The following is a 25,547-nucleotide window of genomic DNA, read 5'->3' on the forward strand; positions in this document are numbered from 1 at the left end:
CCCGGATTGTATTCCTGTACAGTATCTGGCGCAACGCGCTTTGGCCTGCCCTGTGCCCAAGGACGTAAGGGCAGGCTCTCGGGCGCCTGCATCATACTCAACCGGATGGCCGAGGATGGCCCGGGTCGGGTCAGCCCTGCTGGCTGTAGCTCAACTGCCGTGCAAGGCGGTTCATGTTGGCCACGAACCGCTTTTGCAAGCGGCGGTCGCGCTTGTAGATCAGCGTGTAGCGCCGCGCGACCTCCGGCTCGCTGAGCGGCAGGCAGACCAGATCGGGCGGCAGCAGCCGCACTGTCGCGATCCGGGGCACGATGCCAAAGGCGCAGCCTGAGAGCACCTGCCCCATGAGGGTCTGATGGTAGTTCGTGGTGCTGATCGGCGCAAAGCGCAGGCCGTGGGCCAGCATCGTCCTCTCAGCACTGCGATAGGCCTCGGAGACATCGTTGTAGAGCGCGTAGGGCTGGCCTTCCAACTCTGCCCACTGGACGGAGTCGCGGCTGGCCCAGGGGTGGCTGGCGGGCATGACCAGCGACAGCGGATCACCGAAAAGCGGTATCATGCCAAAGACTTCCGGGTCGTAGTGCCCCGCGCCGATGCCCGCGTCGGCCCGCTCTTCGCGCACGTAATCCTCCATCACGCGGCTTTCCACGTCGATCAGTTCCATGCGCAGGGCGGGCTCGCTCCGGTCCAGCTGGGCAAGCGCGCGCGGCAGCACCGAGGCCGAGATCGAGGGCACCGCCGCCAGCCGCAGCACCTGCCGCTTGGAGGCCACCACGTCGCGGATGTCATCCTCGATCCGGGCGGCATTCACGAGGGCCACCTCGATCACCGGGAACAATTCGCGCCCCTTCGGGGTCAGCGTGACCGCCCGGGTCGAGCGATCGAAGAGCTTCACCCCCAGTTCGTCCTCCAGCTCCCGGATCGCGACCGAAAGGCCGGGCTGCGAGACGCCGCAGATCTCCGCCGCGCGGGTGAAGCTGCCGCTCTCTGCGAGCGCCCGGAAAAAAGCCAGATGGCGGATGTTCAGGAACGGCGTCATGGACGGCCCTCGGAGGTTGTGCCGGGCCGTCCCATCAGGCGATCAGGCGCGCTTCAGCAGGTGCTGTGCCACATTGTGGAACAGGCTGATCCCCTGTTCCAGTGCCGTTTCGTCGAAATCGAAGGTCTTGGCGTGGTGGATGGCATCAATGTCACTGCCGATCAGGCAATAGCACGCCTTGCCGCCCAACTCGCGTACCCGTTTGATCATGAAGGAGGCATCATCCCCCCCGCCGATGGGCCAGGAGGGCACGACTTCCTCGATCCCCTCCACCTTGGCGGCGGCGATGCCGATGATCTCGGCCGCCTCGGGGCTGTTCTCGTTGCCCAGAAGCTCCGGCCCCACGCTGATGTCGACCTCGCAGCCATGCATCACGGCGGCACCGTTGATCACTTCGAAGGCGCGCCGGTGCATGTACTCGCGGGCCTCCTGCGTCGCGCCGCGCACGTCGCATTCCAGAAGGCAGCTTTCGGCCACGATGTTGCGCGCCGCCCCCGAGACCATCTTGCCCACGTTGACGAAGGTCGCCTCCTCGCCGTGCCGCGCGATCGCGTGCATCCCAAGCGCGGCGGTCGCCCCGGCCAGCAGGGCGTTGGCGCCGTTCTGCGGCCCCATCGCGGCATGGGCGGCCTTGCCGGTATAGGTCACGTCGAAGCGGATGGAGGAGAAGAAATCCGACGCCTCCATGGCGATCTTGCCCGAGGGCAGCAGGCAGCCGAGGTGGCCGACGAAGAAGTAGTCGAGATCATCCACCACGCCCGCGGCGACCATGGGCTTGGCCCCGCGGCCACCCTCTTCGCCGGGCTGGAAGATCAGCTTCACGGTGCCCTGCCAGTCGGGATCGGCCATCAGGCGCTGCGCCAGAACCACGCCGATCGCGGTGTGTCCGTCATGGCCGCAGGCGTGCATTTCGCCTTTGAAGACAGAGTTGTAGCCGCGCACGAAGGGGCGGTGGCTGTCGTCCTCGACCTCGGTCACCGGCAGCGCGTCGATGTCGAAGCGGAAGCCGACCTTCGGCCCCTCGCCCCGGGTCAGCGTCGCCACGACGCCAGTCAGCCCGCCTTCCATCTTCGCCACCCACTCCGGGTTCGCGCCATGGGCAAGGGCACGTTCGCGGCTCTTGGCGATGCTGTCGGGCTTGGGCGGCCAGATGATCGCCGCCGGGTCCATCACCGCGCGCCCGGTCTGCACCTCGAAGCCCAGTTCATCGAGGTACTCGGCCACGAGCGAAGCGGTGCGGAACTCGTGAAAGGCGGTCTCGGGGTGGCGGTGGAGGTCTTCGCGGATCGTCTCGACCGGGCTGTTGGAACCGGCAAAGAAGCTGGCGAAGGTGGCGGGGCGGGTCATCTCGGGGTCCTTCCGGGGGGCATTGGAATGTGCAGAAAGCGCCTAAAAAGCGATCAGGCCACTTTGCTGTCTATGCGTAAAAATCGCTAGCGCCCCCGGCGCCTCAGGTCAATATCCCGGCCCGTCGCGAGGCACACCTTGGATTTCCAAGCAAAATCAATGCCCTGAAAGCAGGCGCCTATAAGGTGTATATGATTTCGGCATGGAGGCATAAGGATGAAATATTTCTCATGCCCCCCATGCGGTTGCTAGCCTCCGGGCACAGTCGTGATCCGGCGCAGACCGGCACGCACCCTATTCTCACCAACCGGGACACCTTCCATGTCGAACAAACTGCTCGCCACGACCGCCGGCCTCGCGCTGACGGCGCTCGGCTCCGTTGCCTCCGCCCAGGACCTGACCATCTCGATCTATGGCGGCGGTTACGCCGAGGACCTGAAGAAAACCATCATCGAGCCCTTCGAGAAGAAATACGGCGTCACCGTCGCGATGGAATCCGGCTCCTCCTCGGACCGGATGGCCAAGATGATCGCCACCAAGGGCCGCGGCACCGACCTGATGTATATCGTCGATTACCAGATGGCCGACCTGAAGAAGCGCGGCATCATCCAGCCGGTCGAGCCCGGCTCGATCACCGCGATGGACGATCTGGAGGACTGGGCCAAGGATCCGCTCGGCGACGGCATGTGCCCCGCCTTCACGGTGAACGCCGTGGGCCTTTCCTATTCCACCGCGCTTGAAACCCCGCCGACCTCCTGGGCCGACCTGATGAAGCCCGTCGACGGGCTGAAAACCGGCTTCCCCGACATGTCGATCTCCTACGGGCCCTTCGTCATGTCCGAGATCGCCGGCCTGAACGGCGGCGGCATCGAGGACCTCGATCCCGGTATCGCGGCGGTGAAGGACATCCTGCCCTCGCTGCAGATCTACACCCGCGGCTCGCAGGCGCTGGAAGCGATCCACCAGGGCGAAATGTCCATGGCGCCGAACCTGAACATCTTCGTCTCCAAGGACGCGGACGCGCCCTCCGCCTTCGTCTACCCCGAGGAAGGCGCCATCGGCCTCTTGAACCTCGTCTGCGTGGTCAAGGGTTCGGCCAACGCCGAACTGGCGCAGAAGCTGATCGACTTCCACCTCTCGCACGACATCCAGCAGGAACTGCTGAACCTCTACGGCGAGGCGACGGTGCGCAGCGACGTGGAAACGCCCACGGATGCCAACCCCACGGTGATCCCGCCCGAGCAATACGGCAAGCTGCACTTCCTCGACGCGAACAAGGTCTACGAGGCGCGCCCGGCGCTGATGGACAAGTGGCAAGAGGAAGTCATCGCGCAATGACTGCGGACATGACGACCGGCGGCGGCAGCAGCGATGCTGCCGCCGTCGCACTGCAAGACATCGGCAAATCCTTCGGCGAGACGGAAGTCCTCAAGAAGGTGAGCTTTCAGGCCCGCAAGGGCGAATTCCTGACGCTTCTGGGTCCCTCCGGCTGTGGCAAGACCACCTCGCTGCGGATCATCGCGGGCTTCGAGGATGCCACCAGCGGCGACGTGATGTTCGGCCAGACCTCGGTCAACGACCTGCCGCCGTGGCGGCGCGACATCGGGCTGGTGTTCCAGAACTACGCGCTCTTTCCCTACATGACCGCGGCCGAGAACGTGGCCTTCGGCCTCAAGATGCGCCGCGTCGCCAAGGCCGAGACCGCGACCCGGGTCAAGGCGGCCCTCGCGCAGGTCGGGCTGGCAGGCTACGAGAACCGCCATCCGCGCCACCTCTCCGGCGGGCAACGGCAGCGCGTGGCGCTGGCCCGCGCCCTCGTGATCGAGCCGAAGCTGCTGCTCCTAGACGAACCGCTGTCCAACCTCGACGCCAAGCTGCGCGGCGAAATGCGCTATGAGCTGAAGAACCTGCAGCGCGCCACCGGCGTCACCACGATCTTCGTGACCCACGATCAGGAAGAGGCGTTTTCGCTCTCCGACCGGATCGTGCTGATGCGCAGCGGCGAGGTGGTGCAGTATTGCGCCCCGGATGAGCTGTGGTCGCGGCCCGCCACCGCCTTTGCCGCCGATTTCATCGGGGTCGAGAACCTGATCCCCGCCCAAGTCACCGCGCCCGGTCAGCTGACCTGCGCCGGAGGCCTTGCCGTGGCGCCCACGACGGTGGGCTTTGCGCAGGGTGCCGAGGTGATCCTCGGCCTGCGGGCCTCCGACGTGGCGATCCAGCCCAAGGGCGGCACCGGCCTGCCCGCCACGATCCTCGACGGCGAATACCGCGGGCGCGAGCGGCTCTACCGCCTTGCCCTGCCGGGGCTGGAGCGCCCGGTGCTGGCCTCCGCCCCCTCCGACATCGCCTTTGACGGCGAGGTGACGCTCTGCCTGCCGCCCGAGAAGATGATGGTGCTGCACGATGACCGGTAAGCGCGACATTCCGTGGCTTCTGGCCAGCCCCGGCATCCTGCTGGTGACGCTGGTGGCGCTGCTGCCCGCCGCGATCCTGATCGTGAAGGCGTTTCAGGACGTGGACACCGGCGCCCTGACGCTGGAGAACTTCCAGGCGATCTTTGACAGCAAGATTTTCGGTCAGGCCTTCTGGCGCACGCTGCGGATCGCCTTCTTCGTCACCCTCGTCTCGGTCATCGGGGGCTATCCGCTGGCGCTGCTGATCGCCCGGGCCAACCCGCGCTATTCACTGGTGATTTTCGTCATCGTGCTCTTCCCGCTCATGGTCTCGGTCGTGGTGCGGACGTTTGGCTGGGTCGTCATCCTCGGCCCGGCGGGCATCGTGAACGAGGCGCTCATGGGGATCGGACTGATCTCGGAGCCGCTGACCATGACGCAGAACGAATTCGGCATCGTGGTGGGCGAGACGCACCTCCTGATGCCCTACATGGTCCTCGCCCTGCTCTCGGTCCTGCGCAAGCTGGAGCCGCAGCTGGAAGAGGCCGCGCTGTCCCTAGGCGCGAACCCCCTCGTGGCCTTCTTCCGGGTGATCCTGCCGATGACCGTGCCGGGGCTGCTGTCGGGTGTGCTGCTGGTCTTCTCGCTGGCGATCACGGCCTTTGCCACGCCCCTCGTCATGGGCGGCGCGCGTACGCCGCTGCTGTCCACGCTGGTCTACCGCTATGCGCTGACCTCCTATGACTGGGCCTCTGCCGCTGCCGTGGCCTTCGTGCTGGCGGTGATCGCCGTGGCCTTCGTCGCCGTGCAGAAGACCGTCGCCTGGATGTGGATGAGCCGCCATGAATTCTGATCGCTTCCTCCTGCCCGCCCCCGTCGAGGCCCTGCTGTGGAAGCTGGGCCGCCTGCTCTTCCACGTCGTGGGCCTTGCGTGGCAGCTCTTCATGGTGGCGCCGCTGATCATCGTGGTGGTGGTCTCCTTCACCTCGGCCAGCTACCTGATGTTCCCGCCGCCGGGCTATTCCCTCGACTGGTACCGCGAGGTGCTGTCGCTCAGCTGGATCCGCAGCGCGGTGACCTCCTCGCTGATCATCGCCACCTGCGCCACGCTGATCGCCGTGGTGATCGGCGTGCTGGCCTCGCGCGTGCTGGCCAAGCGCCCGTTCCGGGGCCGCGGGCTGGTGGAATACCTCGTGCTCTCGCCGCTCTTCCTGCCCGGCGTGGTGATCGGCTTTGCCATCTTCAACGTGCTGGTGATGATCCAGATGGACCGGGTGGCCATGCCGCAAATGATCATCGCCCATGTGATGATCACCCTGCCCTTCGTGATCCGCTCGGTCTGGGCCTCCATGGCGGGGGCCGATATCTCGCTGGAGGAGGCTGCGCAGTCGCTGGGTGCCACGCCCGCGCAGACCTTCTGGCATGTCGTGCTGAAATCGGCCCGGCCCGGTATCCTTGCCGGTGCGATCCTCGCCTTCACCTTCTCCTTCAACGATGTGACGATCTCGATCTTCCTGACCTCGTCGCGGGTCACCACCCTGCCGGTGCAGCTCGTCTCCCACATCGAATACAACCCGGACCCGAGCCCGGCTGCGATCTCGACCCTGATGATCGCGATCACGCTGGCGCTCTTCGTCTTCCTCGCGCGGATCGGGGGGCTGAATGCCTTCCTCGAACGCTGATCGGAGCCTGAAATGACCCTCAAATCCCCCATGTTCGCCCGTGAGCCCGTGGACCGCGTGGCCCTTGTCGAGGCCGCGCGCGGCCTGCGGGACCTCGACCTTGCTGTGACCAACGTGCAGCTGGTCAACGTGCTCACCTGCGAGGTCTACCCGGCCGACATCGGCGTCTACGATGGGCGCATCGCCGTGGTGGGCCCGGCGGGCGCCTATGACCTGAAGGCGAAGGAGACCATCGACGGCACCGGCAAGTGGGCCTGCCCCGGCTTCTTCGACAGCCACCTGCACATCGAAAGCACGATGGTCACGCCCGCAGGCTATGCCGCCGGTGTGCTGCCGCTTGGCACCACCTCCGCCGTGGTGGACCCGCATGAGATCGGCAACGTCATGGGCAAGGAGGGCGTCCGCCTGATGATCGAGGGCAGCGAGGACCTGCCGCTCCGGGTCTATTTCGCGATCCCTTCCTGCGTGCCCTCCGTCGAGGGCAAGGAGACCGCAGGCGCCTTCTTCGGCCCCGAGGAAGTGGCCGAGATGATGAGCTGGGACCGCGTCGTCACGCTGGCCGAGGTGATGGATTTCATCGGAGTCATCCGCAACGATCCCCGGATGCGCGGCATCGTCGATGCGGGCATCGAGGCCGGTGTCGCCATTCAGGGCCATGCGCCCAAGCTGATGGGCCGCGATCTCTGTGCCTATATCGCCGCCGGGATCGACAATGACCACGAAAGCCGTCTGGGCCCGGAGGTTCTGGAGAAGCTGCGCCTCGGCCTGCTGCCGCTGATCAAGCTCGGCTCGCCGGGCAACCACCTGCCCCGGCTGATGCCCGACCTGCTGAAGGCGGCCTACGTCGACGTGGCGCTCTGCACCGATGACGTGGAGCCCTCGGACCTGCGCACCAACGGCCACATGGACCGCGTCGTGCGCGGCGTCATGGAATACGGCGTGCCGGTGGAACGGGCGATCCGCTGGGCCTGCTACATCGGCCCGCAGCACTATGGCCTGCGCGACTACGGTGCGATCGCCCCGGGGTTCATCGCGGATTTCCTGCTGCTGGACGATCTGCAGACCGTCTCGGTCAACGATGTCTTCGTCGGCGGCAAGCAGGTGGTCGCGGACAAGGAGATGTGTGTCGAGATCACCGACACGCTCGCGGGGCGCGAGCTGGCCAACACCGTCCTGATCCCCGAGATCACGGCGGAGAGCTTTGCCATCCAGTCGCCCTCGAACAGCCCGACCGTGACCATGCACGGGCTGCACCTGCTGCCCACGCGGATGACGGACCTCGCGACCTTCGAGGCGGCAGTGACCGACGGCAAGATCACGCCCGAGAGCCTGCCCGAAGGCTATGTCATGTCCTCCGTCGTGCCGCGCCACGGCCAGAATACGCCCCCCGTCTGCACGCCGCTGACCGGGCTTGGCCTGACTTCCGGCGCGCTTTCCCACACCGTTGCGCACGATTGCCACAACGTGCTGGTCGCGGGGACCAATGCGCCCGACATGGCGCAGGCGGTGAACCATCTGAAGGAGATCGGCGGCGGTTTCGTCCTCGTCGACGGGGGCGAGGTGATCTGCGAACTGCCGCTGCCCTTCGCCGGGCTGATGTCGTTCGAGAGCTGCGATGCGCTGACCGCACAGCTGAGCGTCTTCAACGAAGAACTGGGCAAGCGCGGGATCGTGCCGGGCAACGTACGCCAGATCTTTGCCCTGACCGGGCTGGCGCTTGCGGTGATCCCGGAATACCGGCCGACCGACCTGCACCCGATCCTGAACGTCACGACACAGGACCCGGTGCCGCTCTTCCCCGAACACGCCTGATCAAAGGCGACGGGCCGCCCCTGAAGGCGGCCCGTGTTGATGCACCGGCGTGTCCGGACGCGCGTTCAGCCCGCCATCGGCTGCCAGCGGGGCGCTGCATCGCTGGTGCCCGGCACGAGGTCGAAGAGCGGCGTCTTCAAAGGTGCAACCACCGGAACCTCGGGGAAATCGGAGGCCGCGATGGCCTCCTTCCAGCGGTCGCTCTGCAACATGGCAAAGCCGAGCGCCACCGGCGCGACGCCCGCCTTCTTCAGCAGGCGCAGCACGGCGACCATGGTCTTGCCGGAGCTGGCCACGTCATCCACCAGCGCCACCCGCTTGCCCGCCAGCACCGGCAGCATCCGGGGATCGAGGTAGATCGTCTTGACCTGATCCGGGCTGGTGATCGAGGACATCGGCTCGGACAGCGCCTCGTCGTACCAGAACTTGCGGCTGGTGGAGAGCGGCACCATCCGCGCATGTTCCAGCCGCCGCGCGGTGCCATTGGCCAGTGGCAGGCCCAGCGTCGGCACGCCGATCACCACCTCGGGCTCATGGGGCGCTAGTTGCTGCGCCAGCAGATCGCAGAGCGCGTCCTCCACCTCGAACCCCGCCTGGTTCAGGATCAGCGAGGAGACCGCACGCGGCGTTTCGCCCGGCAGGCGGCGCAGCGGCAGGACGATCTGGCGGCCATCGGCCAGCGTCGCGGGGAAGCAGGTCTCGAAGCCAGCGTCAGGCGTCTCGAAGGTGCCAGCGGGGAAGACCTGCTGCCACATGGCCTCGGGGGCGAAATCGGAAAGCTTCATTGCGTCTCTCTTCTGCGGCGGGGGTGATGGTGGCATGACATGGCACGGTCTTGGGCTCAAGTCTGCGGGTCATGAAAGACTAAAGGCTTCAGCGGCCCTCGACCCGCCATGGGCATCGTCTTGCAGACCCTCGCCCCAAACGCGAAGGGCAGCGCCGTCCCGCGGGGTGGCGCATAAGCGCCGCCCCAGGGGGGCGGGTCGGCGCTGCCCGGCCTATCGGCCGGGCGGGTGGTTGATCGGTAGCGGGGCACTGCATGGTGCAGCCCTCTCGGCAGCGATCGGATCAAGAGCGTGGCGCTAGCTGGAGCACGTGCCCAACCGCAAAAAGATCCGGAGGGTGATGGAGTGTCTGACGCCCCCATCCCCTGCGTATCAGGAGGGTCTCATCTGGCACGCGCCAGCCTGCCCCCTTGCCGCCCCGCCTCAGTACGCCTTCCCGCGCGCCGAGACCGGCCAGACGCATTCCACCCGGCCATTGCGCACGCCCACATACCAGTCGTGGATATTGCAGGTCGGATCGCAATGCCCCGGCACCAGCCGCAGCTTCTCGTTGATCTCCAGCACGTTGCCCGGGTCCTTGATGGTGCCATGCTCGTCCGAACAGCCGACGTAATCCACGTCATCGCGCCCGAAGATCACCGGCAGCCCGCTGTCCACCGACTGGGACTTCAGCCCCGCGTCGCAAACCGCCTGCCCATCCCGCGCCACGCTCATAACCGAGGTCAGCAGGAAGAGCGCATTCTCCCACTCCCCCTGGTCGATCCGCTGGCCGTCCTTGTCGAGGATGCGGCCATAATCCGCGTCCATGAAGGCGTAGGAGCCGCACTGCAGCTCGTTATAGAGGTTCGAGTTGCTCTCGAAGTAGTAGGAGCCCGTCCCGCCCCCGGTGATCAGCTCGCATCTGAACCCGGCCTGCGCCAGCACGTCGCGCGCCTCGGTCACCTGCGCTATGGCCTTGGAGAGCTGCAGCTCGCGCTCGCCATAGGCGCTGATGTGCTGCATGGCACCGTGGTAGGCCTGAATGCCTGCGAAGGTCAGGCCCGGGGCCTCGGCGGTGGCGCGGGCGATGGCGAGGATGTCGCCCAGATCGGTCACGCCACAGCGCTTGGCGCCGCAGTCGATCTCCACCAGCACGGAAAGCTCCGTCCCGTGGCGCTGCACGGCGTCCGAGAGCTGCTGGATATTCGCCACGTCATCGACGCAGACCAGCACCCGGGCGGCCAGCTTGGGCAGCTGCGCCAGTCGGTCGATCTTGAGCGGATCGCGGACCTGGTTGGAAACGAGGATGTCCTGGATGCCGCCCCGGGCGAAGGCCTCGGCCTCGGCGACCTTCTGGCAGCAGACGCCGACCGCGCCGCCGATGCGTTCCTGCAGCTTGGCCACGTCCACCGACTTGTGCATCTTGCCGTGCACCCGGTGACGCATCCCGTGCGCCTTGGCGTAATCGCCCATCTTCACCACGTTGCGCTCCAGCGCGTCGAGGTCGAGGATCAGGCAGGGCGTCTGGATCTCCGCCTCAGCCATGCCGGGCTTGGCGGGGATGTCATAGCCGACCTCGTAGTGGGACAGGTCCGTCTCGGCGCTCATGGGGCTCTCCTTGGTCTTTCGGAGGCAGTCCCTCCGCGCAACGGGATAGCGCCTTTCCCCTGCATAGGTGAAGAGAGCATGTATTTTCGCAGCGCCTTTTTCGTGCTCCGCCCCGGGCCTGCCGAAAACGGCGGCGCTGCGAACGCGGCCCCGGGGAAACGCAAAACGCCGCCCCGGGGGGCGGCGTTCTAAAGCGCGATGCGGGTCCGCTCAGCGTTCCTGCACGGTGGCCTTCTCGTAGCCGGCGGTGAAGCCGATGAGCGAGACCTTGAGCGCCACTTTCACGTCCGGTGCGGCGAAGGGCACGATGGTCAGCGTGGCTTCCTTGCCGCCCTTGAAGGCGTCCACGTCCGCCTGCGTCAGGCCGATGCGGGCAAAGCAGCCGACCTGGTTGCAGAAGAGGAAGGGATAGCGCTTGCCCTGGGTGCCGTCGACGCCCAGCGTCATACCGGCGGGCAGCAGGGTTTCCAGCGGCACGACCACGGTGGCACCGGCAACGGCCTCACCCTGGTTGGCGGCGCGGAACAGGCTGAACTCGGCAACGGAATTGCCGTCCTCATCGCGCAGCAGCTGGTAGAGCTCGCAGGGGTCTTCGCCCTCTTCCACCTTGATGCACTGCAGCTGCCAGTCGCCGATTTCTTCCTTCACGTAGGTCTGGCCCACGTTCGGGTTCTCGCCGGCGGTGACACCCATGGCGAGATCGGGCGCCAGCGGGGTCTTGGCGGGCTCGGCCTGGGCGGCGGGCGCATCGGTCGTGGGCGCGGGGGTCGTGTCCTGGGCGGCGGCGGCGCCGGCGAAGGCGATCATGGCCGCGGAGGCCAGAAATCCGGAAATACGGGTCATGCTTTTCCTGTTTGTTCGCAAAGGAGACTTGGCCCGCGTCTAACATGGCACCCGCACCTTGTCAGGCCCCAAACCCAAATCCGGTGCTGTGACAAAACAGTGAAGACCCGCGATCAGCCAGTTTCCGCACAAGCAAAAAGGGGCCCGTTACAGGCCCCTTTTCTATTTGGTTTTCTCCCCGTCGGACTGGCCGACTTAGTTCTTGTGAGGGACGCTATGTGGAATGTAACGGATCGTCAACAGGAAAAACCGGCTAAAAACCGCCTACTTTTTTCGGCACCCCCGGCCCTGCTGTTTTTCGCGTCATGGCCGCTGCGACGCGGCGCGAAGTGACGCGCATCGGCGTCCATCTGCGGTGCGATCGGGGCCGCACTGGCACCGGAGCCGCATCAAAAAAAGGCCGTGCCCGCAGGCACGGCCAGTCTGACAGGGAGGAAGTCACCCGCCCACACGAGGACATGCGCGGGCGGATGAATTGATACTGGCACGCAGAGGTTAAGGTTGTATTTTCCCTCTGTAACCAAGGGGAAAACAGGGGCGGCAGGATCATGGATCAGGACATCTTCATCGGCGGCGGCGGCGCGGACTATGCAGAGGCGCAGTGGCTCAAGCTGGGCTATGCCAACCGCCACGGCCTGATCGCGGGCGCGACCGGCACCGGCAAGACGGTGACGCTGCAAATCATGGCGGAAAGCTTCTCGGCCCGCGGGGTTCCGGTGGTGCTGGCGGACGTCAAGGGCGATCTCTCGGGCCTTGCTGCCGCGGGCTCTGCCACGGCCGGAACCCATGCGCCCTTCACCGAACGCGCGGAAAAGATCGGCCTGCCCGACTACAGCTACAACGCATTCCCGGTGATCTTCTGGGATCTCTTCGGCCAGCAGGGCCACCCGGTGCGCACCACGCTGTCCGAGATGGGGCCGCTGATGCTCTCGCGCCTGCTGGAGCTGAGCGAGGCGCAGGAAGGCATCCTGAACATCGCCTTCCGGGTCGCCGACGAACAGGGGCTTGCCCTGCTCGACCTGAAGGACCTGCAATCGCTGCTGGTCTGGCTGGGCGAGAACCGGGCCGATCTCTCGCTGCGCTATGGCAATATCTCGACCCAGTCGATCGGCGCGATCCAGCGGCGCCTGCTGGTGCTGGAGACCGAGGGCGGCGCGAACTTCTTCGGCGAACCGGCGCTGGAGCTGTCGGACATGATGCGCACCGATACGGACGGCCGCGGCGTGATCTCGATCCTTGCCGCCGACAAGCTGATGGCCGCGCCCCGGCTCTATGCGACCTTCCTGCTCTGGCTGCTCTCCGAACTCTTCGAGGACCTGCCCGAGGTGGGCGATCCCGACAAACCCCGGCTGGTCTTCTTCTTCGACGAGGCGCACCTGCTCTTCGACGACGCGCCCAAGGCGCTCGTGGACAAGGTGGAACAGGTGGCGCGGCTGATCCGCTCCAAGGGGGTCGGCGTCTATTTCTGCACCCAGAACCCCGCCGATGTGCCCGAGGATATCCTCGGCCAGCTGGGCAACCGCGTGCAACACGCACTGCGCGCCTTCACCGCCCGCGACCGCAAGGCGCTGAAACAGGCGGCAGAGACCTACCGCGACAACCCGCGCTTCTCCATCGAGGAGGCGATCCGCGAGGTCGGCACCGGCGAGGCGGTGACCTCCTTCCTCGAACGCAAGGGCATCCCCGGCATGGCCGAGCGTACGCTGGTGCGCCCGCCGTCGTCGCAGCTGGGGCCGCTGGACCCGACCCTGCGCCGCGCGGCGATCAACACCTCCCCGGTGGCCGGGAAATACGACACGACGCTCGACCGGGAGTCGGCCTACGAGATCCTCGCCAAACGCGCCGCCGACGCCGCCAAGGCGGCAGAGACCGCCGAGGCAGAGGAAGACGCGCAGCCGGTGGCCCAGCGGGAATATGCCTCGGCCCGGCGCTATACCGGCACGCGGGTGAGCCGCTCGACCTCGAAACGGGTGTCGCAGGACACTTTCGGCAGCGCCATCATGGATGCGACGATCAAGGAACTGAAGGGCACCACCGGACGACGGATCGTACGCGGCATCCTCGGCTCGTTCTTCAAGGCGCGCTGAGGCGCGGGCCCTCGCCGTCGGGCATCCAAGAATTTCCGAAAATTCTTGGGAAAACTCTTCGAAGAATTTTCCGGCCTCCGCCCTGCCCTTCTCGCCCTCTGGATACGAAAACGCCCGGTGCGATCACCGGGCGTTTCATCGTCAGGGCATCCGCCCGGATCAGACCTTGCGCAGCGCCAGCACCGCGTTGAGCCCGCCAAAGGCGAAGGCGTTCGACAGCGCCACGTTCACCTTGGCCTCGCGGGCCTCGTTGGGCACCACGTCGAGGGCGCATTCCGGGTCCGGTTCCTCGTAGCCGATGGTGGGCGCGATCACCCCGTCCCGCAGCGCCATGATGCAGGCCAGCAGTTCCACCGCGCCGGTGCCGCCAATCAGGTGGCCGTGCATCGACTTGGTCGAGGAGATCATCAGGTTGTCCGCATGCTGGCCGAAGGCATCCGCCACCGCCGCGCATTCCGTCTTGTCGTTGGCCGCGGTCCCTGTGCCATGAGCGTTGATATAGCCCACTTCCTCGGGGTTGATGCCGCCGTCCTTCATGGCGCCCGCAATCGCCCGGGCCGCGCCCTGCTTTGAGGGCATGACGATGTCGGAGGCGTCCGAGGTCATGGCAAAGCCCACGACTTCCGCGAGGATCTCGGCGCCGCGCTTCTTGGCGTGCTCCATCTCCTCGAAGACGAAGACGCCCGCGCCCTCGCCCTGCACCATGCCGTTGCGGTTCATCGAGAACGGGCGGCAGGCGTCCTTGGACATGACGCGCAGCCCTTCCCAGGCCTTCACGCCGCCAAAGCAGAGCATCGATTCCGACCCGCCGGTCACCATCGCGGGCGCCATGCCGAGGCGCACCATCTGGAAGGCCTGCGCCATGGCATGGTTCGACGAGGCACAGGCGGTGGAGACGGTGAAGCTCGGCCCCTTGAGGTTGTACTCGATGCTCACGTGGCTGGCGGCCGCGTTGTTCATCAGCTTGGGCACGACGAAGGGATGGACCCGGTTCTTGCCCGCCTCGTAGACCGCGCGGTAATTCTCGTCCCAGGTCGAGACGCCGCCGCCGGCGGTGCCAAGCACCACCCCGGACCGCGCCGCCAGTTCCCCGATGAATTCGAGGCCCGACTGCTTGATCGCCTCGCGGGCGGCATAGAGCGTGAACTGGGTGAAGCGGTCATAGAGCGCCATCTGCTGGCGATTGAACTCGCCCTCGGCCTCGAAGCCCTTGACCTGGCCACCGATCTGGATCGACAGCCGCTCCACGTCCTGGATTTCGAGCGCACCGATGCCGCAGCGGCCCTCGCGCATCGAAGCGAACGTCTCGGAAACAGAATGGCCGATCGCGTTGATCGTGCCGGCACCGGTAATGACGACTCTCTTCACGCGTGCTGTTCCGCCACCAGCTTCTCGATCCCCGCCACGATGGTCGCCACGCTGGAGATGTCGAAATCGCTCTCCTGCGGCTCGTTCGCGTTGAAGGGCACCTGGATGTCGAAGGCTTCCTCGATGGCGAAGATGCTCTCCACGAGGCCGAGCGAGTCGATGCCGAGGTCCTCGAGCGTCTGGTCCATGGACACGTCGCCCGGTTCAAGAACCGCCTGCTCCGCGATGATCGCGATCACCCTGTCCTTCACGCTGGTCATGCCGGGCTACTCCCCTTCTGCGATTGCCGCTGATTTAGTCGCTCTGGCCGTCCTTGAAAACCGCTTTCTTCAACTCCGCGACCTCACGGAAGAGACGCGGCAGGCGGCGCTGTGCCTTGTAGCCTTCAAGCTGGGTTTCCATCTTGATCGCCGGATTGCCGAGGATCACCTGCCCCGCAGGCACCCGCGTGCGGATGGCAGAGCCGCCACCGCAGACCACGTTGTCCCCGATGGTGATGTTGTCCGACACACCGACCTGGCCGCCGAGCACGACGTTGTTGCCGATCCGCGTGGAGCCCGCGATGCCGACCATCGAGGCAAAGAGGCACTCGTTCCCGATGACGACGTTGTGGCCGACCATGCAGAGGTTGTCGATCTTGGTGCCGTTGCCGATTTGCGTCGGCCGGATCGTGCCTGCATCGACACAGGCATTCGCGCCGATCTCCACGTCGTCCCCGATGATGATTGCGCCGAGAGAATGGATGCGGATCCAGCCCTGCGCCTCGGTGCCCGAGGCATCTCCGAGGGTGTGGCGGGCCTTTTCGACCGCGTTCACCTCGGGCGTGACATAGGAGAAACCGTCGAAGCCGATGGTGGCCCCGGGCTGCGCAAGGAAGCGGTCACCGATCTGCGCGCGCGGCCCGACACGGACCTGCGCGTTCAGCAGGCCGCCTGCGCCGATGCGCGCGTCCTGCCCGATGAAACACTGCGGGCCGATGACGGTGCCTTCGCCGATCACGGCGCCGGCAGAGATCACCGCGAAGGCGCCGACGCTGACGCCCTCGGCCAGAATGGCCGTCGGATCGACAGAGGCGTTGGGATCAATCCCCTCGGGATAGCCCGGGCCGGGATAGAAGGCGCGGGTCAGTCCGGCCATGGCCATGCGCGGGCGCGGTGCGACGATGGCCGCCTTCAGGCCGAGGGCCTCCCAGTCGGCGCCCTCCCAGACCATGGCGGCGCGGGCCTGACCCTTGCTCAGGCCGTCGGCGTATTCCGGCTTCATCGCGAGGGCGAGGTCCTCGGCCCCTGCGGCGGCGGGCTCTGCCACGCCGGTCACGGTGATGGAGCCGTCGCCAAGGGCGGTGGTGCCAAGGGCGGCGGCAATGCTCTCGATGCTGTGGCGCATGGGGTCCCCCTGTCGTGCAGGGGCAGGCTTACCCCTGAACGCCGCGCAGCGCCACCCCTGCCGCCTGCATGGCCTCCCAGATGCGCGCATCCCGGCCATAGATGTCCCGGCGGTAGGTGACCTTGCCGGTCGCCTCGGTGACGGCGGTGCGGTAGATCAGGTGCACGGGCACAGGGGTTTCGAGGTTCACGCGGGTCTCGCGGCCGGTCCGCAGCTTGGACTGGAAGAAGGCCTCGGGATCGTCCTCCTGCACCGCAAGCAGCGCATAGGCGAAATCGAAGGGCTGCTGCAGGCGGATACAGCCGTGGCTGAAGTCCCGCACCTCGCGGTCGAAGAGAGATTTCGACGGCGTATCATGCAGATAGATGTTGTACTTGTTCGGGAACATGAACTTCACCAGCCCAAGCGCATTGCGCGAGGACGGCGGCTGCTTGATGTCGAAGGGGAAGTTACGGGCGTTCAGCGCCGAGAAGTTCACCGCCGCCCGGTTCACCACCTGCCCGCGTGCGTTGATCAGGTTCAGGTGCGAGGCCGCGTTCGGGTTCTTCTGGAACATCGGCAGATATTCCTTCACCGCGATGGAGCGCGGCACGTTCCACGTCGGGTTGATGACGAGATATTCCATCTCGTCCGAGAACTCCGGCGTGCGGCGGTCGGGGATGTTCTTGCCGATGACCGAGCGGGTCTCGAAGGTCGTGATCCCGTGGTCGATGATCTTGGCGTGGAAATCGGTCAGGTTGACGAGGATGTGGCGATCGCCGCGTTCCTTGTTCATCCAGCGCTCGCGCTCCATCGCCACCATGACAGACCGCAGGCGGTCGGCCATGGAGACGTTGATCTCGCCGATGGTGCCGGGCCCGGCGACGCCGTCCTCGGCGAGGCCGTGATCGGCCTGGAAGGCGCGGATCGCGTCGGTCATCGTGCTGTCGTAGCGGTCGCTCAGCGAACGCTCCATGTAGCCCATGGCGATCAGCCGGTTGCGCAGCAGGACGACGTTGCGCCCCTGTGCGCCGGGTTCCAGCTTGCCCACGGTCACGACGGGGCCCCAGCCGCCCGCGGCCACGGATTTCTCCATGTCCAGCTTGGCGCGCATCAGGCGCAGGTATTCATGGGTCCGCGGCGGAAGGGAGCGCATGAAGGCCGAGGGATCGTCCCCCGCCACGCCCGCCAGCAGCTCCGCGTGGTCGCGATAGGGAATTTCGCGCACGATCAGCGGGTCGATCTTCGAGGGCGTGACCATGCCGGTCTGCACGTCCCGGGCGTAGCGCAGGAAGAGCTTGGAGAAGCCCACTTCCACCAGCCCGAGGTCCCGTTCGCTGCGCACGGCGCGCGCCTTGTCCAGCAGCCCGTCGAGGTCATAATCGCCCACCGGCAGCCCGTGATCCCCGGCCCCGGCAATCGCCTGCACCAATGCCTGCCGGCGCGCCTGCGCGGCCGCGTCGGTGCCGGTCCAGATCGGCGCGAACCCGGTCTCGCGGTAGAAGGCGGCCATCTCGCGGTCGCGGGAGGCGGTCTCGGCAACGGCCTGACGGAAGGCCAGCGAGACATCGGCCTCGGCGGCCGACGGCGCGGTCATGGCGAGGGGAAGCGCCACGGCGAGGGCAAGAACGGCGGTCTGAAGGCGACGGACCCGGAGAGAGGCGGGCAAAAAGGACATTTAGGAAACCTCATTCGAATGTGGTTGCGACAAGCCTGCGCAGGGGAACGGGGCGTGTCCAGCGGCGCCGAGCGGAAAGGTAAATTTCTCCGCAACTTGATGTAATTCCACTACGGAGCCCGCGAAGCTTAACGGGGCCTTAAGAACCGCCCCGGAATTGGTTCCATTCCGGGCGAAAAACAGGGGAAACCCAGCAGAAATCCGCCGAATTCCGCCGATCGGTGGGATGCCAAGGAATTTCGTCTTGGGCCGCACAGCCGTGCGTGCAATAACAATCGCACTTGGGGAATATTTGGCAGAGCCCGCGTAACATCGCGGCAACAGGTAAGAGACGGGACAGACGACCAATGACGACCACGAACGGCTCGAAGAGCTTTTCGCGGCGCGCCCTACTCGGTGCGTTCGCAGCGACGGCTGTTGTAGCAGCCCCCACCTATTCACAAGCAGCCGGCTTTCTGCGTGGCGCAGGCGACGTTCGCCGCCTGCACATGTACAGTCCGCGCACCGGCGAGCGCCTCAACATGATCTACTGGATCGAGGGGGAGTATATCCCCGAGGCGATGAAGGAAGTGACCCACTTCATGCGCGACTGGCGCAACGACAAGCACATGACGATCGACGGCCGCACCATGGATGTCATGGCCGCCGCGCATCGCCTGCTTGATCCCGGCGAGCCCTACATGCTGCTCTCCGGCTACCGCTCGCCCGAGACCAACGCGATGCTGCGCTCCCGCTCCAGCGGTGTGGCCAAGAACTCTCTTCACATGAAGGGCCAGGCGGCCGACCTGCGGCTCAAGTCGCGCTCGGTCAACCAGATGTACAAGGCCGCGGCGGCCTGCCATGGCGGCGGCGTCGGCAAGTACTCCCGGTCGAACTTCGTGCATATGGATTGCGGTCCCGTGCGTCACTGGGGCTCCTGAGCCCCGGTCAAGACTTCAACGCGGCGATGCCCGGCGGGTTCCGTCCCCGCCCAGGATTTCTGCGGTCGATTACCTGAGAAGACCTGTCCACCGGCCGTCCCTGACGCGCCGGTGTTTTTCTGTCCGTAGGGGCGCTGCCTTGCCCTTTCGGTTGTGGCAGCAGACGCCCCGCCTCCCGCCAATTTCCGCTCCGCGAAAGAGCGCTGCGTCACCCGCGGCGCAGGCCTTCCGCCCCCCGCTTACCCATGGTTAATAGGAGCGGAGGAGACAGGAGGACCCAATGACATCACTGGCCCAGATCATCGCCGGCATGACGCCCGATGGCCCCGCGCAACAGGCGCATATCCCCGAGACATGGATGCAGGGCCGGACGGCCTTCGGCGGGCTCGTGGCAGCGCTCGGGGTGGAGACCGCCCTGCGGGCCGATCCGGACCTGCCGCCGCTGCGCTCGGCCCAGATGATGTTCATGGCCCCGCCCACCTCCGAGGCCCGGTTCGAGGCCGAGATCCTGCGCCGGGGCCGCTCGACCGGTTTCGTGGGCCTGTCCTGCGAAAGCGCGGGCAAGGCCTGCGCCCGGGGCACCTTCGTCTTCGGGGCGCCGCGGGACAGCGAGGTGCGCCACGATCGCTTCCCCCTGCCCGGCCACCTGCCCGGCCCCGAGGACAGCCGCCTCGTCGCCCCGCGCGAACAGGGCCCGGCCTTCTTCCACAACTTCGAGGTGCGCCGCGCGGCGGGCGCCCTGCCGCTTTCCGGCGCGACCGAGCCGGAATTCCACCTCTGGGTGCGCCTCAATGAGCGCGCCGACCTCGCGCCGGTCATCGCCATGACCTGCATCGCCGACTGCCCGCCCCCCGCCGCGCTGACCGCCATGACGGCGCCCGCGCCGGTGGCGACGATCTCGTGGCAGCTGGACGTGGCGCGCATCCCCGACCGCGTGGAATGGGTGCTGCTGCACTCCACCTCGCAGGCGGCGGGCGATGGCTATTCGGTGCAGAACATGGACCTCTGGTCGCCCGAGGGCTACCGGATCGCCGGGGCGCGGCAGATGGTGGCGATCTTCGGCTGAGGCTGGCTGCGCGACAGCCCCTGAACGCAGCGGGTGCGGACCTCAGCAGAGGTCCAGCACCTCGCGCGCGCCTTCGGCATCGAACTCGCCCGACCGGCCGATCAGGACAAGCCGACAGCCCGCAGGCCCGGCAGGATCGCCCTGCGAGACGGCCGCACGGCGGCCGACCAGCTGGAAGATGAGCTGCTGGCCCGGATGCTCCTGCGTGCGCAGGAAGCCCTTGGCGCGCAGCAGCCCCGGCGCGATCTGCTGCATGGCAGCCTGAAACCGCGGCAGGGAAATGGCCCGGTCCACGACCCATTCCACCGTGGCAAACCGCCCGGCGTCCACGACGCGCGGACGTTGCCCCGCAAGGCGCGGCCCGGCGGCGGAGCGGATCGTCTCCGGCTCCAGCAGCAGCATTTCAAGGTCGGAGGTGTCGCGATCCGGGTCGATCACCTGACGGTGGCCAGCCGCGCCAAGACGGGTGTGGATACGGGCCAGCTGATCCTCCGCCAGCCCCGCCGCCTTGGAAAGCACGACCATGTCGGCCCCCGCCAGCTGCGCCTGCCAGAGGTCATCCTCCGCGATCTTGGGATCCTCGGCGAGCGCCTCGGCGTCCAGCACGCAGACCACCGCCTCCAACGCCGCGTGCGAGAAGATGACGGGATCGTAGAGCGCCTCGACGATGCCCGCCGGATCGGCCACGCCCGAGGCCTCGATCACGATCATCTCGGGGCGCGGGTCCTGATCGAAGAGGATCTTCAGCGTGCGCAGAAGATCCCCCTGAAGCGTACAGCAGATGCAGCCATTGCGCAGGCCCACCACCTCTTCGGTGGACCCGGCAATCAGGTCGGCGTCGATGTTGATCGAGCCGAAGTCGTTCACGATGGCCGCGATGCGACGCCCGTGATCCCCCGCCAGCAGGCGGTTGATGAGGGTGGTCTTGCCGGCGCCGAGGGCCCCGGTGACGACAAGAACCGGCAGGCTCATCGGCGGATCGCCCGGCCGGGCATGGCCTCTTCGGCCAGCGTCGCCTTTTCGATCACGGGCACGCCGTTCACGATGAGATGGATCACGCCTTCGGACACCTGGGTCATGTTCGAGAAGTCGGCCTTGTCGTCGAGCGCGTCAAGATCGAAGACGAGGATATCGGCGTCCATGCCCTCCTGCAGGCGGGCCTTGGTGCGCATCTGGGGCGTGCATTTCTCGATCACCGCCGAGGGGATCGTGGTGCATTTCGCGATACCCTCCATCAGCGGCACCAGCTTCCGGTCGCGGACGTAGTCGCGCATGAACTTGACGAAGCAGGCCGAGGAACGCGGGTGCGCCGAGACATCCGACGGCAGCGGCCATTCGGTGCCCTCGTAGAGCGACCCGTCCGGCTTGATCCACGGCATCGCGTCCGAGCCGATGGCGCCGCCGGGATAGACCACGGACATGTCCAGCAGCTCCTGGTGACGCGGGTTGTTCGCCACGTCGAGGAAGTGCCACAGGATCAACTCGCTCGGGTTCTCGTCGCCCACGGCGAGGACGTCCTCGCGGCTTTCCATCCGGCGACGGTTGCGGACAAGTTCGATGTCCTTGTAGTCGCCGCCCGATTTCTCGCGGAAGTCCGGCGCGCGCAGGAAGCCGGCCGAGGCCACGGTGGAACCGGTGCCATAGGGATAGGCCTCGACCGTGACGGGCAGCCCCTGCTCCTGCGCCTTGCGCAGCACGGTGATCGCGTGTTCCACGTCCTGCAGGCTGGTGGAGTTCAGGTGGCAGATGTGCATGTCGCAGCCGGTGGCGCCAGCCAGACCGATGATGCGCACATAGGCCTCGACGCCCGACTGCGGGTCGATGTTGGAGGCAAAGGCCACGTGGGTGAAGGTCGGCGCTTCCACGGCCTTGGCGGCGTCACAGATCCACGTCAGCTCCTTCAGGCCGGTGCCCTTGGCATAGCCGTTGGGAATGCCCACGCCGATGGCGCCCTCGTCGAGCCCCTCCTTGACCAGACGCACGATCTCCTGCGCCTGTTCGTTGGTGGCGGCCTCGGTCGACCAGCGGGTGTCCTTGGCGCCATAGCCCATGGCTTCCAGCGGCTTGATGCCCGCATCCAGCGGGAACTCCGTCATCGCGGCCATGCGGGCGATGATCCAGGCAGAGGCGCAGCCGTAGTTCAGCACGCGGCCGGTCTTGGCCTGCCCCTTGTACCACTCGCCCACAGGCAGCGCACCGATCTCCAGCTCCAGCGAGGTGGTGACCCCGTCGAAGGCCTGCATCCGGTCCGCCGGGATCGACTGGCCGTGGGCGTGGATATCCACGAAGCCCGGGCAGACGATCTTGCCCTCGGCATCCATCTCGCGGGCCCCGGCGGCGAGGCTCTGGCCGATGGCGGCGATCTTGTCGCCCTTGATCCCTACGTCGGCGATTTCATCCCGGCCGGTTTCGGGGTCCATCACCCGGCCATTGCGGATGACGATGTCGAAGGATGCCTGCGCGCTCATCTCTGGAAGCTCCTGAAATCTTTAAAAAAGGCGCCCGAACCGCGCGCCTGCGGCCCGGGCGAATAACCCTGTGGCGCACAACGGGAGACACGCGCACCACAGGGGAGAGGCCGGTCCCGTGAAGGGGGGACGGAACCGGCTGCGTTCAGCCGATCACTCGGCGTAGGATTTGATGTCCGCGATGATGGCCTGCACGCGGGCCGGCTCCACGCCGTCCACGTTGTCGGCCATCGGGGCGGCGGCATCGGCGAAGGTCTTCAGGTCCTCGGCGGTCGGCTGGTAGACCTTGATGCCCGCATCCGCGATCTCGCCCTTCTGGCGTTCGTCCACGGTGGGGATCCAGGCGTCGACAGCGGCATCTGCGGCGGCAACGGCCTCATCCACCTGCGCCTTTTCCTCGTCGCTCAGCCCGTCGAGCCACATGGTCGAGGCGATGGCGACGCGCACGGCGGGGATCACCTTGAAGTCGGTGAAATAGTCGAAGAGGTCGATATGGCCGAAGGTCAGCGCCACGCCGACCGGGTTGATGTAGCCATCGGCCACGCCGGTCTGGATCGCGTTCGGCACTTCGGTCCAGGGCACCACGACGCCCGAGGCGCCCAGCTTGGAGAAGAGGTCCATCTGCATGGTGTCGAGGGCGCGCATCCGCAGTTGCGGCATGTCCGCGGCGGTCTTGATCTCGGCCTTGTTGTTGTAGAGGCCCGAGAACGGGCCGAGGCCCACGGAGGACAGCACCTGGAAGCCTTCCGGCAGCAGCGTCTCGTTCACGCCCGCGAGGAAGTCGGACTCATGCATGAACTTGGAGTAATGCGCCTCGCCCGAGAAGAGGTAGGGCAGCTGGGGCACGCGCATCTCGGGGGCGAATTCCACCGACACGCGGTAATCCGACATGGAGACGTCGAGGATGCCGGTGCGGACCTGGTCGAGGCGCTCATCCTCGCCGCCGATGGTGTTGTAGGGGAACACTTCGGTGTCCCAGCCGGCGGCCTTCAGCGTCTCGATGAAGGTATGCGACCAGAGCGCGGTGCCCGAGTTCTCGATATCGGGGATCGAGTCTTCGGCGAGGTTCACGCTGGCGGCCATCAGCGGGGCGGAGGAGAGCGCCAGAACGCTGGTTGCGGCCATCAGGAAGCGGTTGAACATGGGGTCATAACTCCGTTGGAATATCTATGCTTTTATTGGGTCAGGTCTTAGGCGGCTTCGGTCCCGATCGCCTCGTGCTGGAGGGCGGCCTCCTGCTCGCGGACGCGGGCCGAGAAGATCAGCCCGAGGCCGGAAAGGCCGTGCAGGCAGATGATGATGCAGGTCACAGGCAGCGCCATGGTCATCCAGGCGGTGGAGATCCCCAGCCCTTCGGACAGCCGCGTCATCTGGCGGATCACGAAGGGATAGGAATAGTTCAGGACCGGCAGGAAGAAGAGCCACGCCGCCACGGCGCGGGTCACGGCGCGGATCGCCATCTTGGGGAAGCTTTCGGGCGCGGGCGTCACCAGCGAGGGATCGGCGTGGGTGTGGAAGGCGACCGTCGCCCCCAGCAGCCCGCCCCAGATCATCAGCCAGCGGGCCAGTTCCTCGGTCCAGAACGGCGGCGAGGCAAAGATGTAGCGCGCCACCACCTGCAACAGCACGACCAGCAGCATGGCCCCGAAGCAGACGACCGAGACAACCCCCGCCCCCGTATTCACCCAGCGGGACAGCGTGTAGAGCGCCTCTGCGATTTTCGCGATGAGTTTCATCGGGCTCTCCTCAGTATCCAAGCGCGCGCGGCACGGCGAGCGTGATTTCGGGGACGAAGGTCAGCACCATCAAGAGGATGATCTGCACCACGAGGAAGGGCAGCACGGCCCGGGCGATGGACCAGTAGCGCACCTTGGTCACCGTCGAGACCACCAGCAGCGCGGCCCCCAGCGGCGGCGTCACGAGACCGATCATCAGGTTCACGAGGATCACGATGCCGAGGTGGATCGGATCGACCCCCATGGCAAGCGCGGGCGGCGCCAGCAGCGGCACGAAGAGCGCGAGTGCCACCGGCACGTCGAGGAAGGTGCCCACGATCAGGAAGATCACGTTCAGCAGCAGCAGGTAGCGCCAGCCGTCTAGTCCGAGGTTTTCGATCACGCCGGAGAGGTAGCGCGGGATCTGCTCGATCCCGGCGAGGTAGCCGAAGATCGCCACGGCCGCGAGCAGCACGAAGATCGAGCCGGTCATCATCGCCGTGCGGTGTAGCGAGTCGTAGAGCCCCTTGAGGGTCATCTGGCCATAGATCATGCCCGCGACAATCGCGCAGAGCACGGCCACGGCCGCGGCCTCGGTGGGTGTCATGATGCCGAAGACGATACCGCCCATGATCACGATCGGGATCAGCAGCGCGGGCATGGCCCGCCACAGCCGCTTGAGGAAGACCGAGAAGGCCACCTTCTCGCCGCGGGGGTGATCGTATTTCTTGGCCATATAGGCATTCAGCCCGAAGAGCACGAGCGCCATCAGGATGCCCGGCACGATGCCCGCGATGAAGAGCGCCGTGACCGAGGTCTGCATCAGCGCGCCGTAGAAGATCAGCGTGATCGAGGGCGGGATGATCGGCCCGATGACCGAGGAGGCCGCCGTGATCGCACAGGCGTAATCCATCGGGTAGCCGTTCTTCTTCATCGCCGGGACCAGCGTGTTGGAGACCGAGGCCGCATCCGCCACGGCAGAGCCGGAAATCCCAGCAAAGAAGACTGATGTGAGGATGTTCACATGCCCCAGCCCGCCCCGCAGCCGCGCCATCATCGCCGAGGCCAGATCGAGCAGCGCCTGCGTGACGCCCGCGCGGTTCATGATCTCCCCGGCGAGGATGAAGAGCGGCATCGACATCAGCGAGAAGAGATCAATATTCGCGAGGATCCGCTGCGGCGCCGCCGCAAGGAACCGCGCCCGGTCGAGCGCGAGGAAGGTCAGGATGGAGGCCGCGCCAATGATATGCGCCAGAACTGCCCCCCCGATCAGCAGAACTAGAGAAAAGATAATGATCGGAATGGCTTGCATCGGCCGGAACGTCCCTGTTCTGTGCCCTCTTCCGCCGCTTTCGCCCGGATCGGGGCCCGGTAAAAGATCGTTTGAAC

General features: G+C 66.4%; 22 protein-coding genes. 8 read left to right on the plus strand and 14 right to left on the minus strand.

Annotated elements, in window-relative coordinates:
• Positions 1-130: 130 nt before the first annotated feature.
• Positions 131-1,039, minus strand: a complete 909-nt coding sequence (locus LCM32_RS10970) for a LysR family transcriptional regulator (protein ID WP_224821113.1) — start codon at positions 1,037-1,039, stop codon at positions 131-133.
• Between the two features lie 42 nt (positions 1,040-1,081).
• Complete coding sequence (locus LCM32_RS10975; RefSeq protein ID WP_224821114.1) at positions 1,082-2,386, minus strand: amidohydrolase; 1,305 nt, start codon at positions 2,384-2,386, stop codon at positions 1,082-1,084.
• Positions 2,387-2,707: 321 nt separating this feature from the next.
• Here LCM32_RS10975 and LCM32_RS10980 point away from each other — a divergent pair, with 321 nt between their 5' ends.
• From LCM32_RS10980 to LCM32_RS11000, 5 genes are read left to right on the plus strand one after another with little or no spacing between them, the layout of a single operon-like run.
• A complete protein-coding gene (locus LCM32_RS10980) occupies positions 2,708-3,724 on the plus strand; it encodes an extracellular solute-binding protein (RefSeq protein ID WP_224821115.1) in 1,017 nt (338 codons plus the stop codon).
• On the plus strand, positions 3,721-4,803 hold the full coding sequence (locus LCM32_RS10985) for an ABC transporter ATP-binding protein (protein ID WP_224821116.1): 1,083 nt from the start codon (positions 3,721-3,723) through the stop codon (positions 4,801-4,803). The genes LCM32_RS10980 and LCM32_RS10985 overlap by 4 nt, the downstream gene beginning before the upstream one ends.
• The gene (locus LCM32_RS10990) at positions 4,793-5,635 is read left to right on the plus strand and encodes an ABC transporter permease (protein WP_222490186.1); all 843 of its coding nucleotides are present in this window, start codon (positions 4,793-4,795) and stop codon (positions 5,633-5,635) included. Before LCM32_RS10985 ends, LCM32_RS10990 begins: the two co-directional genes overlap by 11 nt.
• Positions 5,625-6,464: an ABC transporter permease gene (locus tag LCM32_RS10995; RefSeq protein ID WP_224821117.1), complete on the plus strand. Its 840-nt coding sequence runs from the start codon at positions 5,625-5,627 to the stop codon at positions 6,462-6,464. Before LCM32_RS10990 ends, LCM32_RS10995 begins: the two co-directional genes overlap by 11 nt.
• Positions 6,465-6,476: 12 nt before the next feature.
• Positions 6,477-8,276: an adenine deaminase gene (locus LCM32_RS11000; protein ID WP_224821118.1), complete on the plus strand. Its 1,800-nt coding sequence runs from the start codon at positions 6,477-6,479 to the stop codon at positions 8,274-8,276.
• Positions 8,277-8,341: 65 nt separating this feature from the next.
• Here the strand turns inward: LCM32_RS11000 and LCM32_RS11005 are convergent, their stop codons facing one another.
• From LCM32_RS11005 to LCM32_RS11015, 3 genes are all read right to left on the minus strand, one after another.
• Entirely contained in the window at positions 8,342-9,061 is a 720-nt protein-coding gene (locus LCM32_RS11005) for a phosphoribosyltransferase (protein WP_224821119.1), read from the minus strand.
• A 423-nt stretch (positions 9,062-9,484) separates the two neighbouring features.
• Positions 9,485-10,648 (minus strand): 3-hydroxy-D-aspartate aldolase BhcC, encoded by a 1,164-nt coding sequence (gene bhcC / locus LCM32_RS11010; RefSeq protein ID WP_224821120.1) that lies wholly within the window; start codon positions 10,646-10,648, stop codon positions 9,485-9,487.
• A gap of 210 nt (positions 10,649-10,858) precedes the next feature.
• Positions 10,859-11,491: an invasion associated locus B family protein gene (locus LCM32_RS11015; protein WP_224821121.1), complete on the minus strand. Its 633-nt coding sequence runs from the start codon at positions 11,489-11,491 to the stop codon at positions 10,859-10,861.
• Positions 11,492-12,039: 548 nt separating this feature from the next.
• Between LCM32_RS11015 and LCM32_RS11020 the strand changes: the two genes are divergently transcribed.
• Complete coding sequence (locus tag LCM32_RS11020) at positions 12,040-13,578, plus strand: helicase HerA-like domain-containing protein (protein WP_224821122.1); 1,539 nt, start codon at positions 12,040-12,042, stop codon at positions 13,576-13,578.
• Positions 13,579-13,737: 159 nt separating this feature from the next.
• Here LCM32_RS11020 and LCM32_RS11025 read toward each other — a convergent pair whose 3' ends face one another.
• Genes LCM32_RS11025 through LCM32_RS11040 form a run of 4 tightly spaced genes read right to left on the minus strand, consistent with a single transcriptional unit; the run spans position 13,738 to position 17,989 of the window.
• Entirely contained in the window at positions 13,738-14,946 is a 1,209-nt protein-coding gene (locus LCM32_RS11025) for a beta-ketoacyl-[acyl-carrier-protein] synthase family protein (protein WP_224821123.1), read from the minus strand.
• A complete protein-coding gene (locus LCM32_RS11030; RefSeq protein WP_222490196.1) occupies positions 14,943-15,206 on the minus strand; it encodes an acyl carrier protein in 264 nt (87 codons plus the stop codon). The genes LCM32_RS11025 and LCM32_RS11030 overlap by 4 nt, the downstream gene beginning before the upstream one ends.
• Before the next feature lie 34 nt (positions 15,207-15,240).
• On the minus strand, positions 15,241-16,332 hold the full coding sequence (locus LCM32_RS11035; protein ID WP_224821124.1) for a UDP-3-O-(3-hydroxymyristoyl)glucosamine N-acyltransferase: 1,092 nt from the start codon (positions 16,330-16,332) through the stop codon (positions 15,241-15,243).
• Positions 16,333-16,360: 28 nt separating this feature from the next.
• Positions 16,361-17,989, minus strand: a complete 1,629-nt coding sequence (locus LCM32_RS11040; RefSeq protein WP_224821125.1) for a L,D-transpeptidase family protein — start codon at positions 17,987-17,989, stop codon at positions 16,361-16,363.
• Positions 17,990-18,336: 347 nt separating this feature from the next.
• Here LCM32_RS11040 and LCM32_RS11045 point away from each other — a divergent pair, with 347 nt between their 5' ends.
• Positions 18,337-18,909: a YcbK family protein gene (locus LCM32_RS11045; protein ID WP_224821126.1), complete on the plus strand. Its 573-nt coding sequence runs from the start codon at positions 18,337-18,339 to the stop codon at positions 18,907-18,909.
• A 280-nt stretch (positions 18,910-19,189) separates the two neighbouring features.
• The gene (locus LCM32_RS11050) at positions 19,190-19,975 is read left to right on the plus strand and encodes a thioesterase family protein (protein ID WP_224821127.1); all 786 of its coding nucleotides are present in this window, start codon (positions 19,190-19,192) and stop codon (positions 19,973-19,975) included.
• A gap of 42 nt (positions 19,976-20,017) precedes the next feature.
• Here the strand turns inward: LCM32_RS11050 and LCM32_RS11055 are convergent, their stop codons facing one another.
• The 5 genes from LCM32_RS11055 to LCM32_RS11075 all read right to left on the minus strand — a co-directional run bounded on the left by LCM32_RS11055 (position 20,018) and on the right by LCM32_RS11075 (position 25,470).
• The gene (locus LCM32_RS11055) at positions 20,018-20,947 is read right to left on the minus strand and encodes a CobW family GTP-binding protein (RefSeq protein ID WP_224821128.1); all 930 of its coding nucleotides are present in this window, start codon (positions 20,945-20,947) and stop codon (positions 20,018-20,020) included.
• On the minus strand, positions 20,944-22,443 hold the full coding sequence (locus tag LCM32_RS11060) for an amidohydrolase family protein (RefSeq protein ID WP_224821129.1): 1,500 nt from the start codon (positions 22,441-22,443) through the stop codon (positions 20,944-20,946). Before LCM32_RS11060 ends, LCM32_RS11055 begins: the two co-directional genes overlap by 4 nt.
• A gap of 153 nt (positions 22,444-22,596) precedes the next feature.
• Positions 22,597-23,586 carry a TRAP transporter substrate-binding protein gene (locus LCM32_RS11065; protein WP_224821130.1) on the minus strand — a complete coding sequence of 330 codons (990 nt, stop codon included), beginning with the start codon at positions 23,584-23,586 and terminating at the stop codon, positions 22,597-22,599.
• A gap of 47 nt (positions 23,587-23,633) precedes the next feature.
• The gene (locus LCM32_RS11070) at positions 23,634-24,179 is read right to left on the minus strand and encodes a TRAP transporter small permease (RefSeq protein ID WP_224821131.1); all 546 of its coding nucleotides are present in this window, start codon (positions 24,177-24,179) and stop codon (positions 23,634-23,636) included.
• Positions 24,180-24,189: 10 nt separating this feature from the next.
• The gene (locus tag LCM32_RS11075) at positions 24,190-25,470 is read right to left on the minus strand and encodes a TRAP transporter large permease (RefSeq protein ID WP_224821132.1); all 1,281 of its coding nucleotides are present in this window, start codon (positions 25,468-25,470) and stop codon (positions 24,190-24,192) included.
• Positions 25,471-25,547 lie beyond the last annotated feature (77 nt).

It is taken from the genome of Pseudooceanicola nanhaiensis (genome assembly GCF_020171315.1).
GTDB lineage: Bacteria > Pseudomonadota > Alphaproteobacteria > Rhodobacterales > Rhodobacteraceae > Pseudooceanicola > Pseudooceanicola nanhaiensis_A.

Excerpts from the sequence above, each read along its gene's own strand:
- LCM32_RS10970 (WP_224821113.1), bottom strand. The coding sequence starts at position 1,039 with ATGACGCCGTTCCTGAACATCCGCCATCTGGCTTTTTTCCGGGCGCTC.
- LCM32_RS10975 (WP_224821114.1), bottom strand. The coding sequence starts at position 2,386 with ATGACCCGCCCCGCCACCTTCGCCAGCTTCTTTGCCGGTTCCAACAGC.
- LCM32_RS10980 (WP_224821115.1), top strand. The coding sequence starts at position 2,708 with ATGTCGAACAAACTGCTCGCCACGACCGCCGGCCTCGCGCTGACGGCG.
- LCM32_RS10985 (WP_224821116.1), top strand. The coding sequence starts at position 3,721 with ATGACTGCGGACATGACGACCGGCGGCGGCAGCAGCGATGCTGCCGCC.
- LCM32_RS10990 (WP_222490186.1), top strand. The coding sequence starts at position 4,793 with ATGACCGGTAAGCGCGACATTCCGTGGCTTCTGGCCAGCCCCGGCATC.
- LCM32_RS10995 (WP_224821117.1), top strand. The coding sequence starts at position 5,625 with ATGAATTCTGATCGCTTCCTCCTGCCCGCCCCCGTCGAGGCCCTGCTG.
- LCM32_RS11000 (WP_224821118.1), top strand. The coding sequence starts at position 6,477 with ATGACCCTCAAATCCCCCATGTTCGCCCGTGAGCCCGTGGACCGCGTG.
- LCM32_RS11005 (WP_224821119.1), bottom strand. The coding sequence starts at position 9,061 with ATGAAGCTTTCCGATTTCGCCCCCGAGGCCATGTGGCAGCAGGTCTTC.
- bhcC (WP_224821120.1), bottom strand. The coding sequence starts at position 10,648 with ATGAGCGCCGAGACGGACCTGTCCCACTACGAGGTCGGCTATGACATC.
- LCM32_RS11015 (WP_224821121.1), bottom strand. The coding sequence starts at position 11,491 with ATGACCCGTATTTCCGGATTTCTGGCCTCCGCGGCCATGATCGCCTTC.
- LCM32_RS11020 (WP_224821122.1), top strand. The coding sequence starts at position 12,040 with ATGGATCAGGACATCTTCATCGGCGGCGGCGGCGCGGACTATGCAGAG.
- LCM32_RS11030 (WP_222490196.1), bottom strand. The coding sequence starts at position 15,206 with ATGACCAGCGTGAAGGACAGGGTGATCGCGATCATCGCGGAGCAGGCG.
- LCM32_RS11035 (WP_224821124.1), bottom strand. The coding sequence starts at position 16,332 with ATGCGCCACAGCATCGAGAGCATTGCCGCCGCCCTTGGCACCACCGCC.
- LCM32_RS11040 (WP_224821125.1), bottom strand. The coding sequence starts at position 17,989 with ATGTCCTTTTTGCCCGCCTCTCTCCGGGTCCGTCGCCTTCAGACCGCC.
- LCM32_RS11045 (WP_224821126.1), top strand. The coding sequence starts at position 18,337 with ATGACGACCACGAACGGCTCGAAGAGCTTTTCGCGGCGCGCCCTACTC.
- LCM32_RS11050 (WP_224821127.1), top strand. The coding sequence starts at position 19,190 with ATGACATCACTGGCCCAGATCATCGCCGGCATGACGCCCGATGGCCCC.
- LCM32_RS11055 (WP_224821128.1), bottom strand. The coding sequence starts at position 20,947 with ATGAGCCTGCCGGTTCTTGTCGTCACCGGGGCCCTCGGCGCCGGCAAG.
- LCM32_RS11060 (WP_224821129.1), bottom strand. The coding sequence starts at position 22,443 with ATGAGCGCGCAGGCATCCTTCGACATCGTCATCCGCAATGGCCGGGTG.
- LCM32_RS11065 (WP_224821130.1), bottom strand. The coding sequence starts at position 23,586 with ATGTTCAACCGCTTCCTGATGGCCGCAACCAGCGTTCTGGCGCTCTCC.
- LCM32_RS11070 (WP_224821131.1), bottom strand. The coding sequence starts at position 24,179 with ATGAAACTCATCGCGAAAATCGCAGAGGCGCTCTACACGCTGTCCCGC.
- LCM32_RS11075 (WP_224821132.1), bottom strand. The coding sequence starts at position 25,470 with ATGCAAGCCATTCCGATCATTATCTTTTCTCTAGTTCTGCTGATCGGG.